A 17,359-nucleotide genomic window follows, 5' to 3' on the forward strand; every position below is an offset into this window, starting at 1 on the left:
ATGACTGGCGATTCGATGGAATCCTCAAAACGAAATTGCAGGGTTCCGATGCCCGAAGCATCAAAACCCTGCAATCCCAAAACAGGCAACAACGAATAATGCGATCCCAGCTCAGTCGTTTAGCCGCTCTTCACGGACGACTAACTTTTGCGACGAACTGCGCGAGTAGCGGCTTGAGGTGCGTACCCTGGGCGCCCGCAACAACCGACCTACTTGAGCCCTGAGCAGAACCGCTGAATGCGTGCACAGGCATCAAGGAGAACCTCGGTCGAGGTCGCATAAGACAATCGGAAATTCGGCCCCTGGCCGAACGCGGCGCCATGCACGACCGCGGCGCCTTCCTCCTCGAGGAGTGCCGCGGCAAAATCCTCGTCGTTCCGGAGGAACTTACCGGAGCGGGTGCTCCTTCCGATCGCGTCTGCACAGGACGGGTAGACGTAGAAGGCCCCGTCGGGAACCGGGCATTTGAGATGATCCGCCTCGTTCAACAACGACACGACGAGATCGCGCCTCTCCTTGAAGACAGAACGACTCTTGGCAATGTAATCCTGCGGGCCGTTTAGCGCTTCGACAGCCGCCCATTGCGCGATCGAGCAGGCACCCGACGTCTGCTGGCTCTGCAGCTTTTCGAGCTCCTTGATCAGCCTCTCGGGCCCACCCGCGTAACCGATGCGCCAACCGGTCATCGCGTAGGATTTCGAGACGCCATTGACCGTGAGGACTCGGTCGCGGAGAGCCGGCTCGACCTGCGCCATGGTGGTAAAGACAAAATTGCCGTAGGTGAGATGTTCATAGATGTCGTCCGACAGCGTCCATACGTGCGGATGCCGGACCAGCACCTCGGAAAGAGCCTTCAATTCATCGCCGCTGTAGGCGGCACCGGTCGGGTTCGACGGCGAGTTCAGAATCAGCCATTTCGTGCGCGGTGTAATGGCCGCCTCGAGCGCCGCCGCGGTCACCTTGAAACCGTCAGACAGACAAGTTGGCACAAAACTGGCCTGCCGCCAGCAAACAGGACGAGATCCGGATAGCTGACCCAATACGGCGCGGGAATGATGACCTCGTCGCCCTTGTTGAGCGTCGCAAGGAGCGCGTTGAAGATCACGTTTTTGCCACCCGTCCCGACGATGGTTTCGCTCGGCTTGTAGTCGATCCCGTTCTCCCGTTTGAACTTCGCGGCAACTGCCTCCCGCAGCGCCGGCACGCCGGGCGTACCTGGGTACTTGGTCTCGCCCCTATCGATCGCCGCCTTGGCGGCCTCCTTGATGTTGTCCGGCGTATCGAAGTCGGGCTCCCCGACGGAGAGGAAGACGACATCACAGCCGGATTTCTTCAGTTCGCGCGCCTTGCGCGTGACGAAGATAGTGGCGGAGGGTTGAATGCGCTCGAGCGCGTCGGACACGAATGACATCTTGCTTTCCTGGAAAAATCCTTTGATTAGGGCGCTGACGATAGAATCAGCGCCTCTCTTTCGCGTAGCGTTCCTTGGTCGCATCGTTCGGTGGATATAGACCGTCGAGCAATGCTCCCGCCTTCACCTGATCGTAGACCCACTCCTCGAAGCGATCTTTCTCGAAGGCTTCGACCGCAACGGCTTCTGCGATCGCGGCCGGCACGACGACGGCACCGTCGTCGTCCGCAACCACGATGTCGCCGGGAAATATCGTAACGCCGCCGCACGCCACCGCGACCTGCGTGTCGGCACAGAAGAACTCGGACGGCGAGGGCGGCGCGGTGGTGCCGTCCGCCCAGATCGGCCAATTGAGTTTCTTCATGCCGACGAGGTCGCGTATCGCTCCGTCGGTGACAAGACCTGCGATGCCTCGCGTCTGCATCCGAGCGCAGATGATGTCGCCGAACACGCCGGCCGACCGCAGCCCCATCGCATCCACGACCACCACGGCGCCGGCGGGAATCTTCTCCATGACCGTGCGCGGCGACGTGGGGCCGGCTACGGCCATGGTCGTCGTGATATCTTCGCGCGCCGGCACAAAACGCATCGTGTAGGCCGGCCCCGCGATGCGCTTCTGCCCTTCCACCAGCGCCCGCGGTCCGCGCAGCGAGACACGGGCGAAGCCCTTCTGCCGAAGGACAGTCGAGACGGTCGCGACGGCCGTCTTTTCGAGGGTTAGCAGGGCCTCAGTCGAAATATTCGTCATCGCCGCTCTCTTTCGATCATGAAGCTTCGCGGTCGCGGTGGCCGTAAAGACGAGCGGCCGCTTCCTGCGACAGACGTCCTTCGAAGACGTCCCTCTCGATCAACGCCGCCGGTCGTTCCTTCGGGTTGCCGAGACCACCACCGCCGGGCGTATGGATCACCAGCCGGTCGCCCGCCTCGATCGTCTGAAGCCCCTTGCCGGCGATCGGCCGTCCGGACGCGAGGCCGACATAGCCCGCCCCGCCGTTCTCGCCGCCCAGGCGTCCTCGCGCCGGATTCTTGACGCGCTCGAAGGCGGCGCTGAGCCGGAACGCGGTGCCGTCGGCGTTCTCGACCTCGATGATTTGGCCGAGACCACCGCGCGTGCGCCCCGGACCGCCGCTGTCTATGCGGAGCTCCTTGCGCCAGAACACGAAGGGGATCTGCGTTTCCGCGATCTCGATTGGCATGCACTGGATGCCCGTTGGGAACGCTGTCGCCGACAAGCCGTCCTTTGTGAAGCGGGCTCCCATACCGCCGCTGGTGGTAACCGTCAACGAGTAGTTGCGCCCCTTGCGCTCTCCGACTGTGAAGGTCCCGCGCAGTGCGATATTCCACATGCACGAACTGCCCTCGGCGGGGATGCGCTCCGGCAGGATTTGCAAGAGGCAGCCAAACACCAGATCCGGCAGCATCTGGCCGATCACGTGCCGCGCTCCGACGGGCGAGGGCTTCCTGGCGTTGACGATGCAACCCTCCGGCGCGAGGACCTTCAACAGGGACAGAGATCCGGCATTGTTGGGAATGTCGTCAGCGATGGCGCAACTGATGGCGAAGGACGTGTAGGCGGTCGCGTAAGTCAAGGGAACGTTGATGCCCTTAATCACCGCGGGGGCGCTGCCGGCAAAGTCGACAACGATGCCGTCCTCGTTAATCGTCAGTGCGGCCCGGAGCGTCAGCGGCTCGTTGTAGCCGTCGACGATCATCTCGTTTCTCCAAGTTCCCTTCGGAAGCGACACGATCTCCTTAAGCACCGCTTGGCGGGAGCGCTCGAGAATGAAGTCGGCGAGCTCCGAAAGATCATCGAGGCGAAACTCTGTCATTGTCTCTTGAAGCCGCCTGACGCCGACATCGTTGCACGCCGCGAGCGAGTAGGTATCCCCGATGGTGTCGACCGGAAGCCGCGTGTTAGCTTCGATCACCGCCATGAGCGTCTCGTTGACCGTGCCGGCGTCGATTAGCTTGATCAACGGAATGTAGAGACCTTCCGCAAATACGTCCGGAGCTTCAGTCCCCGCGCCCAGCCCGCCAATGTCCATGAGATGGCTGGTGCAGGCGAACAGAGCGACACACTTGTCTTTGTGGAAGCAAGGCGTGACAACGACGAAGTCGTTGAGGTGGCCGGTTCCGAGCCACGGGTCGTTGGTGATATAGGCGTCGCCCGGCTTCATCGTTGTGGTCGGAAAGCGACCCAGAAAGTGTTTCACGGACTCTGCCATCGTGTTCACGTGGCCCGGCGTGCCGGTCACGGCCTGCGCCAACATCCGGCCGTAAAGGTCGAATACGCCGACCGAGACGTCGCCGCAGGCGCGGACTAGTGGACTGAAGGCGGTGCGGATCAGAATCTGCGCCTGCTCCTCAACGAGGGCCAGCAGACGATTCCAGAGGACTTGATGGTGGATCGCGGAATTTAGATTTCGGGTTTCGACCGCCTGTTCCGAGGCGGCGATCCGCTGCATGACGATGCTGCCGTCCCCGTCGATGGAGGCGGAGAAGCGTGATGTGATGAAGGTCGTGGTCTCGTCCTCCACGATGAGTGCCGGGCCGCGGATGGTCAATCCATTTGCCATCTGCGAACGATTGTAGGCGGGGACAACGATGGACTTCGAGGCCGTGCCATCAAAGACCTCGCGCACGCCTGCATCCGATGGCTCGCCGATGTTCCAAATGAGAGCTGTCGGTTCGACGGATTTGCGCGTCGTCGAGACAGTCACCGACCAGCTCAGGACCTCGATGGCAGCGCCCGGAATGAACCGGGTGAAGAGGCGTCCGTAGAGATCCTCAAACCATTCGCGCAGCACGGTGCCCGTCAGAGGCTTGGACCGGTCCGGCAGGACAACCGAGATTTCATGACCCTGGCCCACGTAGCGCATGTGCGCCACGCAACGCTCGACGAGCTCTGCGCCCTCGGTCTTCACCAGGGCGATGGTGTCGGCCGCCAAGGCGTCGAGAAAAGCGCCGATCTCGGCTGGATCGACGGAAGCGAGATTGACGTGCTTGCTCCGGATCAGTTCAAAGGAGATCGGCGCCTCTAGGAATCCGACCGCCGAGCCGACGCCCGCGTTGCGCGGCACGACCACCTTGCGGATGCCGACCTTCTCGGCAACCCAAGCGGCGTGCAGTGGGGCCGCACCGCCGAATGCGATCATCGTATAGTCGGCGATGGGCTCGCCGCGTTCGGCTGCGTGCACGCGGACCGCGCTCGCCATGCTTTCGCACACGGTCTCGGTGATGGCGAAGGCCGCCGTTTTGCTCGAAAGGCCGAGCTTCTTGCCAACGGCGGCGTCGAGCGCACGGGAGGCTGCCTGCGGATCGAGTTGAACTCGTCCGCCCGCGAACGCGCCGGGATCCAAGAGCCCTAGCGCGAGGTCGGCGTCGGTCACTGTCGCCCCGGACCCACCACCCGGGTAACAGGCCGGCCCCGGCTGCGAGCCCGCGCTCTGCGGACCGACGGTGACCCTGCGGAGCCGGTCGACGCCTGCGATGGATCCGCCGCCCGCTCCGATCTCGACGAGCTCGACGGCTGGGATCCGCAGCGGCAGCCCGCTGCCCTTCATAAAGCGGTGCGTCCGGTCGACCTCGAACGAGTTGGCGGTGACCGGCTCGCCGTCCTGAATTAGGCAGACCTTTGCGGTCGTACCGCCCATATCGAAAGAGACGACCCGCTTGTCCCCAAGCCTGCGGGCGCGCTGTGCGGCGTAGATCGCTCCGCCCGCGGGGCCGGACTCGACCAGCCGGATCGGATAGCGTTTGGCGGTCTCGATGGAAGTCAGACCGCCTCCGGACGTCACTAGGAAAAGCCGACCGGTGAAGCCCGCTGCCGTGAGCGCCGCCTCCATCCTTTCAAGATAGCCGTTGATGAGCGGCTTCACGTAGGCGTTGGCGGCCGCTGTTGACGTGCGTTCGTACTCCCGGATTTCCGGGCAGACGTCGGACGACATTGTGATCGACAGGTCGGGCATCTGCCCGGCGAGGAAGCGCGCGGCCTTCCGTTCATGCTCCGAATTCGCATATGAATGCAGGAAAGCGATCGCCACGCTCTCGACAAGGCTTTTCCTGAGTTTGTTGACGATTTCGGCGAGCTCCGCGAGATCCAGTTCGAGCTTGACGTCGCCCTTTGCGTCGATGCGCTCGGCCACGGTGTAGCGGCGCTCTCTGGGTATCAGCGGCAGAGGCTTGGTTAGTTGCAGATCGTACTGGTCGTAACGCCCCTCACTGCCGACTTCCAACACGTCGCGGAAGCCAGCGGTCGCGATTAGTGCCGTCTTCGCGCCTTTACGTTCGAGCACCGCGTTCGTCGCAAGCGTCGTGCCATGGATGAAGACGTCGACTTTCGAGAAGTCGAGGTTGACCGTCGCGAGAAGCTGCTTCGCGCCGTTCATCAACCCGACCTCGGGCTGCGCAACCGTAGTGAGGACCTTGCGGGTGACCCTGCCGAAGGGGCCATCGAGCACCACGTCGGTGAACGTGCCGCCGATGTCAATGGCAAGGCGGGTTTCGATCTTCTTGGTCAAGGAATGTCTCCGACAGATCCGGTGCTCATATGAGAAGCGACTTCAATGATTCCGCTTTCCGTCCGCACAATCCGACGAAGCGGTCGAATTCGTCATTGGTCAGCGTAGGCGATTTTTTGCAGTTGAGATTAAGCGTTCCGAAGATCGAGCCGTCGTGCCGATACAAAGGGAACGCAACTGTGCGCCATCCCATGACGAACTCGTCTTCCATCACGCTGTAGCCGCGTTTGCGCGCGGCCATGATCTCGGACTTGATGACTGCTTTATCGGTCTGCGTCGCCTCTGTCTGTGCGACCGGCTTCAGTTTCGCCAAGTAGGAGGTGAGCTCGTTTTCGGTCTTCTGGCCCAGCAGCACGCGACCGGCCGCGGTGCAGTAGGCGGGAAACCGCGTGCCCACCCCTAGCGATCGCGACATCAGTTGTTCGGGCATCGTGTAGGCGACGACGAGCACCTCTGCGCCGTCGAGGACGCCGACCAGACAGGATTGTCCTGTGATCCGCGAGAGCTCTTCACAGGCAGGCTGCAGCACCTGGGCGTGACCGCCGCTCGCAAGGTAGGACGTCGCAAAACGGACGACCTTTGGCGTCAGCCTGAAAGTACGACCCGAAGTCTCTGCATAGCCAAGCGTGGTCAGGGTGTGCAGGATCCTGCGGACGCTCGGCTTGGGAAGATCCGTCGCCCTTGCCAGATCGCTGATAGTCGGAGGCTCGCGATGATTGCCAAGTGTCTCGATGACGCTCAGGCTGCGCGATAGCACTTCGAGGAAATCGGGCCCGCGGCCCGCTGCCTGACGTCTTTCGGTGTCTTCGGCTCGCAACTTCGTCATATTGCATTCTCCGCGGCTGGACGGAAGCCCCGGGTCTCTGCCGCGTCGGCTACGACGATCTGCGGCGTGCAGTGATTCGGCAGGTGCCTGCATGGGTCGAAGCTGACGTCTGACAACCAGCCAAAGTCCATTTTGCGCTCGTGGCGTTCTACGAGATTACGGAGTTCACTCCTGGCGGGTTGTTGAGTTTCAGTTAATAACCAGGCCAAGCCGCGAGACAAGACTTGTCCATGCTTCTTGCGTCGCGGCGACCTCGGAGGCGGCATCACGACCAACGCTTGGCTTGCCGACGACGAAATTCTGCTTCATGATATTTTGCATCGCGCTGGTTGAAACGATCTTGGTAAAAGTCTTCTCGAGGATATCCGTTATCTCCGCGGGAAGCTTTGCCGGACCAAACAGGCCAATGAAGCCGCCTCGCCAATCGAATTCGGCAGGATAGCCCAGGTTCTTAAATGTCGGAATGTTTGCAAAGCCGTCGACTTCATCGGGCGATAGCATCGCCAAAGCTTTGACCGTACGGGCCTCGATTTGAGGCGCTATCGTGCTCATCGTGCCCATTGCGCAGGCCACTTGGTTACTCAACAGATCGTTGAGCATCGGCGCTTCGCCCTTGTAGGGCACATGAACCATCTCGAGCTTGTTATAGTCGGAAAATAGCTGCTGAAAAGCATGGCTCGTGGTGCCGGCGCCAAAAGTGCCGTATGCAAGTCTTTTGCCGCGAGCGTAGGCGACAAATTCTTCCATCGTGTTGGCGGGAGACAGGGCGGGGACCACGAGTGGCATCACGGTCCGGCCGAGCGAGCCGATCGTCGTGAAATCGTCCACCGCATCATAGAGTTTCTGGGCGGCAACGGCCGGCGCCTGTACAAGGCTCGACGAATTGAAGAGCAAGGTGTGGCCATCAGGGTTAGCGCGCGCGACCTCTAAAGAGCCAATCATGCCCCCAGCTCCCGCGCGGTTATCCACGATCACCGTCTGGCCAAGCTCGGTCGAAAGGGTTTGTCCTAGCGACCGAGACAGCACGTCGACAACGCCGCCGGCAGGGAATGGGCAGACCAACCTTATCGTTCTGGTCGGATAACTGGCAGACCGGGCAAAAGGCGCATTGGCCATGACGGCCGTCCCAATAACGCCGACGTGGAATAACCGTCGCGTAATCATGCTGTCTCCGCTCGTACGTTCAGCGTACATTTGTACGTAGTGGAGCACAGATTGCACGAGATCGTCAAACTCTAAAAACGTCGTCCCGTGCCCGCCCTGGTATGCCGACGTCGCCCGAGAATAGAATCTCGGAATCCATTTCCAGGATGAAGAGGCTGAGCGAAGTATCGAGATTACGCACAGTCCTCGCGCGCATGCCGACCTCCGCGCTGTTGGTAGGAGCGGCGATAGCGCAGCTTCTTCGCCGGTCGCTCAGATGCCGACACGATCTCGCTACAATTCCGGGATGCTGACGGAGAGGTTTGCGATGCGCCAGTCGCGTGCGGCCGGCGACAAGCTGTTCGTCGACTGCGCTGGCGACCGCGGGGGTGATCGAGGGATTCGCCGGCGAACGGCGCACCGCGCCGACATCGCGAAAGCGATCAACTTGCTGCTGAACCGGTGGGCCGCGTTCACCCGCTTCCCTCACCAACAACGCTGCTGAACAGCGCGAGGGTGTCGGCCGGCAGATGAAACTCGACCTTCGCCGGCTCAGACGCCGGTAATCACCGTGCTAGAGGGCGTCTACACGATCATCGAACCTGCAAGATGACCGATGATGATCCCAAAGCGTGGCTCTCGGACGTCCTGCGCGGCTACTTGTGCGTCCAGCCAACAGAGTCGCCGACCAGCTGCTGTGGAATTGAAGGCCTCTCAGCAAGCCATCGTCGCTCCCTGACGAGCGTTACCTGCGCTATCTGGGGTCTTCTGGATGCGCACAGAAAAATCACAGCAACGACGCATCAAAGAGCGGCCCCAGCGGAGCTTTCGATATCCGCCGATGCTTGCCTGAAGGCGCTCGCACGCTCTTTTTCTTAGATTTGCGACGTCTCCTTCAATGGCTTCGTCATCGGGAAGTTCAGTTCCGATAGCTTAAAAGGCCAAGATGAGTAGTTGTAGCAGAGCCACGTCTGAAATCCGCGGGCGAGATCGCATCATGAGCTCAGACCCGATAGCGTTGACACATCGCCAAATGATAGTATTATGCACTACTACCATCATCTTTGTGGAGCCTTTCGATGACCTCTGTGTCGACCCCCCAGCAATCTGAGGCCCTCATCGGCCTAACGATGCGTTTCGCTGAGCACGTTGCTTTGCTCAAGTTCGAGGAAATTCCCGCTGACGTCAGCAACAAGGCGAAGCTGATCCTGCGCGATGGCGTTGGTAATGAAATTGCTGCATCCGCTATCAGCGAGCCAGCAAATAAAGTCATCGAGCTTGTCAAAGAGTGGGCCGGCACGCCGCAGAGCACCATCATTGGCCATGGCATGAAAGTGCCGACGCCCAATGCTGCGCTCGTTAATGCGATGATGGGGCACGGAATCGAGCTGGACGACGCGCATGGCTCTGGATTGATAAAGGCCGGTTCCGTTCTCGTTCCGGCAGCCTTTGCAATTTCGGAACTGTCGGGCGCTTCAGGTAAAGACGTCCTCACGGCGGTTGTTGCAGGCTATGACGTGGCAATCCGAATCGCGAAAGCGATCAATCCCGGTCACCGCCAGCGCGGTTATCACACGACTGGAACCGTTTCAGCCATCGGTGCTGCTGCTATGTGCGCGAAGCTTCTGGGCTGCAATGCTGAACAGATCGCCTGGGCCATCGGATTGGCTTGCATGCAGTCGGCGGGCATTCAGTCATATCTCGACGATCCTTGCATGGCAAAACCCTTTAGCCCCGGTAAGTCCGCCTTTAACGGCGTTCTCGCGGCGATCATGGCGAGCCGCGGCTTCAGCGGTCCTAAGAAAGTGCTAGAGTCGCGCGAGGGCTTCTTGAATGCCTTCACGGACAGTGTCCGCCTCGACGACTTGCAAGACAACCTCGGCAAGCATTTCGCGATCATGGAAGTCGGATTCAAGCCACATGCGGCGTGCCGATATGCCCACGGCCCGATCGACCTCGCGCAGGATGCGTTCGCGCTCGACGGCGTGCGTCTCGACAATGTCGATCGTGTTACCGTTCATATGAGCGAGCTTGCGATTCGTCAGGCGTCAAAGCCAAAAGTTACCAACCTCAATGCGGCGATGGGCAGCACGCAATTTAGCATCGCGCTGGCGTTGGCCTCCGGAAAGAATGGCCTGAAGGAATATTGGGACGGCTACAAGCAGGCGGCTGTCCACGAGGGCATGGGGAAGATCGAGTTGCAGAAGGAGGCGGCCTATGGACTGGGCGGACGTCAGGCTCAGATCGACATCGCGCTGAAGAACGGCAAAGTCGTGACTCGCAGCTCCCTCGAGCCGAAGGGTGAACCGTCCAATCCTCTCACCTCCGACGAGCTGGAAGCGAAGTTCTTGGCGATGACGACTATGGTGATCGAAGAGAAGCAAGCACGTCGAATCAGCGACCTCATGATGTCGCTCGAAAAGCAACCCAAGGCCGATGTCGTTCCTCAAGCTGCCGTGGTGGATAATGGGCCGTCGCTTCGAGCAGCATAACGCAAACGTCGATCCGGTCATGCCGTCCGCAATGAATGCGGGCGGCGGAGATCAAATCCCGATCCGCTGCACATTTATGCGCGGGGGATCCAGTCGGGGGGGCGTGTTCCTGGACGACGATCTGCCGCAGGATGAAGTCCAACGGGCTGCCGTCCTGCTCGCGGCGTATGGATCGCCGGACGACCGCCAGATCGATGGTATCGGTGGCGCAGATCCACTGACCAGCAAGGCCGCCGTCGTGAAGTTGTCGTCGCGCCCGGATGCCGAGATCGAGTATACATTCTACCAAGTCGGCATTGATAATCCTTCGGTTTCGACAGGTGGCAACTGCGGTAACATGCTTGCCGCGGTCGGGCCGTTCGCTATCCGTCGCGGTTTGATCGATGCGGTCGAGCCAGAAACGATTGTGCGGATATATAACACCAATACTCGGCAGGTCGTGGTATCCCGCATTCCGGTTCGCGATGGTGAGCCGCTGTCAGACGGCGACTGCGCAATCGCCGGTGTGCCCGATACGGGGGCGCCGATCCGTTTAGATTTCGGCAATTGTGCCGGCGCCGTATCAGGCAAGCTATTGCCCACGGGGCGCGCTCGCGAAGCTATATCGATCGATGGCAAGACCATTGAAGTGTCACTGATCGACGCGGCCACACCATTCGTTTTTGTCAACGCGGTCGATGTCGGGGCAGTCGGCACCGAGTCGCCGGACGCGCTACGCATCAACGAAATGCTAATGTCCCGCTTGGAGCAGGTTAGGGGATGGGCGGCTGTTAAACTCGGTCTGGTGACAGATCAAGCCGAGGCCCGCACCAAAAGCCCAAACATTCCGCGTGTAATAATGGTCTCGCCGCCGAGGTCCTATTCGGCTATTGGTGGCCATGAGGTCGCGGCATCGGACATCGATATCTGCGTTCGGCAGCTCGCCATGCAGCGCCCCCACAAGGCGCTCGCCGTCACCGGTGCGGTGTGTACCGCAGTGGCCTGCTCGGTCCCGAACTCGGTAGTTGCGGCAGCCATCGGCAAGCCGTTGCAGAACGTCCGACTTGGCCATCCGAGCGGCGTGCTGCGAGTAGCCTCGAGTATCGCTCAGGGAGCAAGTGGCCCGATCATCGAGAGCGCGCAAATCGAGCGTACGGCACGGATCATTATGGATGGGGCCGTGTATATTCGCCGACGGAAGTTTGAGGAGCTGGCCGCTGCTCTGGCCAGAAAGATAGCTTGATGAGTGAGATGCAATCGCACGACGATGGCTTTGTTCCCCCCGCGCGCCAGGGGAAACCCCGCAAGCGAGGGATGACAGCGGTTATCGACTACGGTCCGGACGGCTTCGGTTGGACGGGAGAGCGAGGCGTGGCCGATCTGCTTGATTGCGCGGCCGAGTATATCGACTTCGCCAAGATCTATGCGATGAACGCACTGCTTTTGCCAAAACCGGTCGTGCAGCGGATCGTCAAACTGTACCGCGACTCGGGAGTGAACTGCTATTCAGGCGGCATTCTGTTCGAATATGCTTATCAGCGCAACGAAATCGATCGCTTCAGTAGTCATCTGTGTTCGATCGGCTTCACTTCTCTGGAGATTTCGGAAAATTACATCACGCTGAACGACAACGAGCGTCTTTCGTTCATCGAGCGCTTTCAGCGCCTTGGGCTTTCGGTTATCTACGAATTTGGGCGTAAGAACCCCGAGCAGCCGATGCGGATGGAAGAACTTGAAGGTCTCGTCACTTCGTTAACCAATCGAGGCGTCGACCATATTATCGTGGAGCAGTCCGAGATAGACATGGCTGCAAAAAGCGCGCCCGATCTGCTCAAGGCGCTGGCGGCCGCGCCTTGGTTCGAACGAATTTTGATTGAGGCTGATCCGTACCGCTACCCAAAACAACATGTCGGCCTGCTGCAGGATTTCGGCCCGGATGTCAATCTTGCCAATATCGCGCCCGGGCAGGCCCTGAGACTGGAGGGTTTGCGTCGCGGGATAGGTCGCGCTGTCAATTATTCCATTCTCGCCGAGTGATACGCTTAAGTCACAGCATCACTGCGAACAAAGTTCAGCGACGGCAAATGCGGCGCGCAGGAAATTGACGTTGTTTGCAACGTAGGGCCGAGTCCTCGGCGCATGAAGGTGGCGACGTGCTCTATCGTCGCCGCCATTCCGTGCTCCACGCTTGAATGCGTTAGGCTTAGTCGCCAGCTCGGCAGATCGCGCTGTGGTTATCTCCTTGCCAGCCAGGCTGTAGATCGTGTTATTGTCGGGTTTGGCCTCTCGCAGCATGCCGTCCACGATCTGACGTACGCACTCGGAATCTGCGGCGGCCAGCCGGTTTGACTGCGCGCGCAATGGGTGGCGGTCAGCTGCGGAACTTTTGCGAGTTCGTCCCCGTTTGCCAGATAGTGTGCTGGCCGTACTAGTGTCTCTGCACAATTATTATGACTCTTTGGAAGTGTCGGGATAGGCGCGGCCCATTTTGGCGCGGGCCCTGTCTGTCGTGAACATCCATTTGATGCGGGAGCGTGCGGCATTCCTCTGGCGTTCCCAAATGGCGATTTCGCGGCGCAGCCGCTTGGGGTCATCGATCCTGCGATCGAGGCACTGTCCCCGCAAGACGCCGATCTCGATCTCGACCATGTTGAGCCAGCTTGCGCGTTTGGGGGTGTAGTGGAACTCGAGCCGCCGCAAGATCCGTCGGGCTTCGGCAGGCGGGAACGCCTGATAGAGGGCGCCGGCAGAATGAGTCGATAGATTGTCCTGGACGACCCGGATGGTCTCGGCGTCGGATAATGGATGTCGACGAGCTCGCGCATGCATTGGGCGTAGTCTTCTGCCGCGCGCCGCTCGGTGACTTTGACCTTGCGCCAGGGACGATGCACGTCAAGCAGGACGAAGAGACTGACCGTACCGTTGCGACGATACTCGTAATCGTAACGTTTGAGCCGCCCGGGCTCGGCCGGGATTGGCTAGCGCGCCTCGCCGATGAGCTGCACCGGGCTTTCATCGAAGCACACCACCGGCCGCTCGGGATTGGACGGCTTGGCGTAAAGATCCAGCACGTCCTCCATGCGGGCGACGTATTCGCCATCGATCTGCGGAATGCACCACATGTCCTTGCGCCAGGGTTTGAGGTCATTTTCGACCAGGCGCCGCCGAACCGTCTCGTGCGACAGGCTCTTGTGCTCGGTGAGCTTGACCAGCGCACCTGCCAGCAGCTTGAGCGTCCAGCGGGCACGGCCCTCCGGCGGACCGGCACAGGCGGTGGCCACCAGCAAGGCTTCTTCCTTGCCCGTGAGTTTGCGCTCCGCCCCGGGACGCGGCTCTTCGCTCAGCGCCCGCTCCAGATTGCGTTCCACGAAGCGTCGCTTAGTCCGGTACACGGTCGAGCCGCCCACGCCGACACTTCTGGCGATCTCCTCGTCGCCGACCCCGGCATCGGCAGCCAGCAAAATCTGCGCTCGCTTGAGCTTGCGGGACGCATGCTTGCCGCCGCTGAGCAGGGTCTTGAGTTCGGTGCGCTCGACTTGGCTGAGTTTCCTTGATCGAGGCACGCACGTACAACTGAATCGGATGGCCGGCGTGAGTCCTTCGGCAAAAACCTTCACGCCCAAACAGGGGCAATACCTTGCCTTCATCCACCTCTATACGCGGCTGCACCGCAGGGCCCCGGCGGAAACCGACATGCAAGAGTATTTTCGCGTCAGCCCGCCTTCGGTTCACCAGATGGTGCTGACTCTGGAACGAGCTGGCCTAATCAGACGGCAGCCAAGGATACCCCGCAGCATCGAGGTCCTCGTTGATCCCAAGAGCCTGCCGGAGCTAATCTGACCGCCGGACGCGCAACACGTCAAAATCACTGTGCAGAGCCACTAGACCTTCCGGCTTTTTGGCTTCTCGTCGCAATGAGACGCGCTTGATCTGCGAGATTTGAAGCGCAACATTCTGAACTCGTCGACATGGCGGGAGATGTAAAGCAATTTGGAAACCAGGACCAGCAACCAGCGTTTGATATCATGTGAGATCTCGATCATGCTTTGATCTGCGACGAATGGCGCAAGACGCTCTTAGAAGCCAGCTGCGCTCTGAGTTAGCTCAGCAAAAATTGTATCGTACGCTTCACATGACCAACCGAAGTTGCTTTCCGTTTTAACAATGGGAATGCCGATGGGAGCATATGCATTGTGCTGGCGCTTACTCACGCTGCCGTCAAGGGACAGGGCGAGGTCAGCGGTACCGCACTTTGGCCGATAGCCCGCGGCCCTCCCATGGCCGAAGCGGTTCGGTTTCTTTGCCAGGATATACGACAATGCAATAGGGCGCATGCACTAGACACCTTCGAGGTTTCGGCAACCCCCTTCCGCATTGATAATGATGCGAGCAGAGCCAGAAGCAGGATCGCCCGCTTGCTCAACGCTCCTGTCGCTTCGCTGGCTGCGCAAGCACCCTTACAGATCCTGACCGCACTGATCGCCGACGTCTGCCTGTCCGGTTACACGGAAAGGAAGGACCTGCGCTTGCCGAGGACCGCACCAACCTGTCCGAGCCGGACTCAAAGCTGCACCAGCGATTTTAGGCAATCCACGACTACTCGGATTCGGAGTTCGTGAGGAGAACGTCGCGCCTTTCATGCCATAACGCCGGAGGACATTCAGCGGCGTCTATGCCAACGCGATGAAGGAAACCCACTGACCTTCCTACACCAACTAAGCGGCGCTGCTGTCGAGGTCGAACTTCACGACGGGAGCTCGCCGAACGTCGAACCGACACCTTCATCAACCTCGAGCTCAAGACGGTGGAGAATCCTGCTACTTCTCTGAATTGCAAGTCCAGGGCCAAGCCAATAGAGCAAATCTTCCTGGTATTTCCACGGCTTCCGCAACTTAAGCCGGACCAGGAGGCGGCGCAATCGCGCTTTGGCAGGTTTGTGAGCTTGCGGACCGGGTCGACGCCAGGATCGTGCTGTGGACCACGGGCGCGAACGTCTACCCCTACTATAAGCATCCGGCCTTATGCAGCTGCACCATATGCCCTATGACCCAAGCATGGCGTATTTCCGCCGCGAGCCGATCGCGGCGGATGACAGGATGGTGGATCTGGGTGGCAGAAAGTCAAAAAGGCGCATCCATTCGGCAACCGGTAATCCTAATCGACTCAGCAGTCTTAGCTCTGGTCAGCCTCGAGACGATCCGAGTTCGCGACTTGCTCATGATGGTGCGACGCATCTTCCAGCACGTATCGTGGTAGGGAGCTTTCATATCCTCGTGAACGCAGCGGACACTGTTCAGTTACACACCGCGCTGTCGCCGCAGAAGAAGAGAGCAAAACGGTCCCGTTCTAGGCCGCGCTCTTCTTGATCGATATCGATCATTGTAGCCGATGCTGCAAAGGGGACGTTGAGCTTCCGACCTATGTCGTAATGCTTCGACCGCTAAGGGGACGCAAATCGATCGTCCGCCCTTTCTCAATCATTTCCTCCCGCCTGATTTTCTCAACCCCCCATTGGCATGGGGCTTGCTGTCTCGGCATTGCGATCTGATCTTGATACGGAGCGCCTCAAACATGAGCCACGATACGTCAATAAAGCTATCCGAGCGCGAAAAACAATGCCTGCAGTTCGCGGCAGAAGGGAGATCGTCTTGGGCAATTGGGAGGGAACTGAAGATCAGCGAGAATACGGTCAATTATCATAAGAACGCCCTGCGAAAGCTTGCTACGAGGACCCGCGTCCAGGGTATCATCAAGGCGATACGCCTCAAGCTGATCCCAGATCCGTCGCAGGAAACGCGACGAGGATAAGGACTAGCGCGACGTCGAGCTTTTGCGACGTCCTCAAGTCCCGGGAATGTGAACCTCCTCCGATCCCCTGAGGCACGTTGCTCGCCAATGAGCCAAGCTTCGTCGCCCGGGAGATGCTGCTGACCCTTATCCCAAATCCGCTGAGGAGGGCCGTCGGCGGTGCGGACACGGAGAGCAGCAAAGCGGGCTGTCAGCCGACCTTTGGTCCCGCTGCGCCAGCTCACGGCTTTCCATTTGGCGCTGGCCAGCATTTGTTCTGCGCCAATCGACAAGATATCAGGCACGTGGTGCTTTCGTGGTTTCCCGCGGGCTTTGGTAATCGGCCAAATGAGCTTCACATCGACCGGGTACACTTTCAGGTGCCGAGGGATTCCGACAGCCCAGACCAGCCCGCGCTCTGTTAGCCCTAGTCGAAACGGTACGCTGAGACCGTATCCTGCACCGCCAGCACATATCCAAAGCGCACGTTGGCTGCTATCGCGCGGTCAATCTCGGCCAAAGCAATCTCCGGCTTGGACCGTGGCGTTCGATGTTCGACTGGCACGCGAGCGCGCTTCAAACGAGATACGTCGCTTGTCCAACTGTCAGGCAGAAAGAGACGTAACGCGACCATCACGGGCACTTCGCCGCTCGCAAGCGTCAAAGACACCAGTGTCTGGCAATTTGCCGTTTTACCGAGTGCCGAGGCGTATTGAGCCCCAACACCGACCGAGCGCTCACCCTTCTTGGGAAGTGAGGTGTCATCAATAACCAGCACCGCAGCCCTGCCGCCGACAAGTCGATCCGCCTGGTTGAGCAACTCTGTCCCCAGCGGCGTCGCGTCCCAGACACCGTCCGCAATGAAATGGTGCAACTGGTCGTAGGTGCTGGTGGCAAGGCGTTCCGCCATCGGCTGAACGCTCTTACGATCGCCGGGACCGATCAATCCCGCAACATACAGAGGACACATCCGCTGCCGGGTCTTATGACCCAGCCGGTCCAAGAACGGCATCAACCAGCGTTCGAGTTCGTCTTCCCATCCTGGCATGGTCAGCCCTCCAAGAGCCGACCACCCATGAATCATTGAAAAATTGATTCGGGAATCTTGAGGGTTCTGTGAGGTCGCGTGGCAGGCGCGAGCCGCGCGCTCGGTCGTGGGTGCGACCTCATAGAAGCCGGATTGAACGAAGCTGCGGAGTTG

General features: G+C 60.0%; 9 protein-coding genes and 3 pseudogenes. 5 read left to right on the forward strand and 7 right to left on the reverse strand.

The window, feature by feature from the left end; translation table 11 throughout:
• Positions 1–209 precede the first annotated feature (209 nt).
• The 5 genes and pseudogenes from RPS27_RS03680 to RPS27_RS03700 all read right to left on the reverse strand — a co-directional run bounded on the left by RPS27_RS03680 (position 210) and on the right by RPS27_RS03700 (position 7,873).
• A pseudogene (locus RPS27_RS03680) lies at positions 210–1,411 on the reverse strand (pyridoxal phosphate-dependent aminotransferase).
• A 46-nt stretch (positions 1,412–1,457) separates the two neighbouring features.
• Positions 1,458–2,159, reverse strand: a complete 702-nt coding sequence (locus RPS27_RS03685; RefSeq protein WP_128929700.1) for a ribonuclease activity regulator RraA — start codon at positions 2,157–2,159, stop codon at positions 1,458–1,460.
• Between the two features lie 16 nt (positions 2,160–2,175).
• Positions 2,176–5,931, reverse strand: a complete 3,756-nt coding sequence (locus RPS27_RS03690; RefSeq protein WP_128958244.1) for a hydantoinase B/oxoprolinase family protein — start codon at positions 5,929–5,931, stop codon at positions 2,176–2,178.
• Between the two features lie 25 nt (positions 5,932–5,956).
• Positions 5,957–6,757: an IclR family transcriptional regulator C-terminal domain-containing protein gene (locus RPS27_RS03695; protein WP_164933829.1), complete on the reverse strand. Its 801-nt coding sequence runs from the start codon at positions 6,755–6,757 to the stop codon at positions 5,957–5,959.
• 189 nt (positions 6,758–6,946) lie between these two features.
• A complete protein-coding gene (locus RPS27_RS03700; RefSeq protein WP_164933830.1) occupies positions 6,947–7,873 on the reverse strand; it encodes a tripartite tricarboxylate transporter substrate binding protein in 927 nt (308 codons plus the stop codon).
• 355 nt (positions 7,874–8,228) lie between these two features.
• On the opposite strand from RPS27_RS03700, the gene RPS27_RS03705 reads away from it, so the two are divergent.
• From RPS27_RS03705 to RPS27_RS03720, 4 genes are all read left to right on the forward strand, one after another.
• Positions 8,229–8,405 (forward strand): hypothetical protein, encoded by a 177-nt coding sequence (locus RPS27_RS03705; protein ID WP_164933831.1) that lies wholly within the window; start codon positions 8,229–8,231, stop codon positions 8,403–8,405.
• 574 nt (positions 8,406–8,979) lie between these two features.
• The gene (locus RPS27_RS03710) at positions 8,980–10,392 is read left to right on the forward strand and encodes an MmgE/PrpD family protein (protein WP_128929697.1); all 1,413 of its coding nucleotides are present in this window, start codon (positions 8,980–8,982) and stop codon (positions 10,390–10,392) included.
• Complete coding sequence (locus RPS27_RS03715) at positions 10,337–11,614, forward strand: 2-methylaconitate cis-trans isomerase PrpF family protein (RefSeq protein ID WP_206733161.1); 1,278 nt, start codon at positions 10,337–10,339, stop codon at positions 11,612–11,614. The genes RPS27_RS03710 and RPS27_RS03715 overlap by 56 nt, the downstream gene beginning before the upstream one ends.
• Positions 11,614–12,408: a phosphosulfolactate synthase gene (locus RPS27_RS03720; protein WP_206733162.1), complete on the forward strand. Its 795-nt coding sequence runs from the start codon at positions 11,614–11,616 to the stop codon at positions 12,406–12,408. The genes RPS27_RS03715 and RPS27_RS03720 overlap by 1 nt, the downstream gene beginning before the upstream one ends.
• A 411-nt stretch (positions 12,409–12,819) precedes the next feature.
• Here RPS27_RS03720 and RPS27_RS03725 read toward each other — a convergent pair.
• Positions 12,820–13,934 (reverse strand): annotated as a pseudogene (locus RPS27_RS03725) (IS630 family transposase).
• A gap of 2,008 nt (positions 13,935–15,942) precedes the next feature.
• Between RPS27_RS03725 and RPS27_RS03730 the strand changes: the two are divergent.
• A complete protein-coding gene (locus RPS27_RS03730; protein ID WP_128929695.1) occupies positions 15,943–16,179 on the forward strand; it encodes a response regulator transcription factor in 237 nt (78 codons plus the stop codon).
• Positions 16,180–16,229: 50 nt separating this feature from the next.
• Here RPS27_RS03730 and RPS27_RS03735 read toward each other — a convergent pair.
• A pseudogene (locus tag RPS27_RS03735) lies at positions 16,230–17,242 on the reverse strand (IS701 family transposase); the annotation flags it as partial.
• Between the last annotated feature and the right edge of the window lie 117 nt (positions 17,243–17,359).

Origin of the sequence: Bradyrhizobium sp. WYCCWR 12699 (genome assembly GCF_032144035.1) — a bacterium.
Taxonomy (GTDB): domain Bacteria; phylum Pseudomonadota; class Alphaproteobacteria; order Rhizobiales; family Xanthobacteraceae; genus Bradyrhizobium.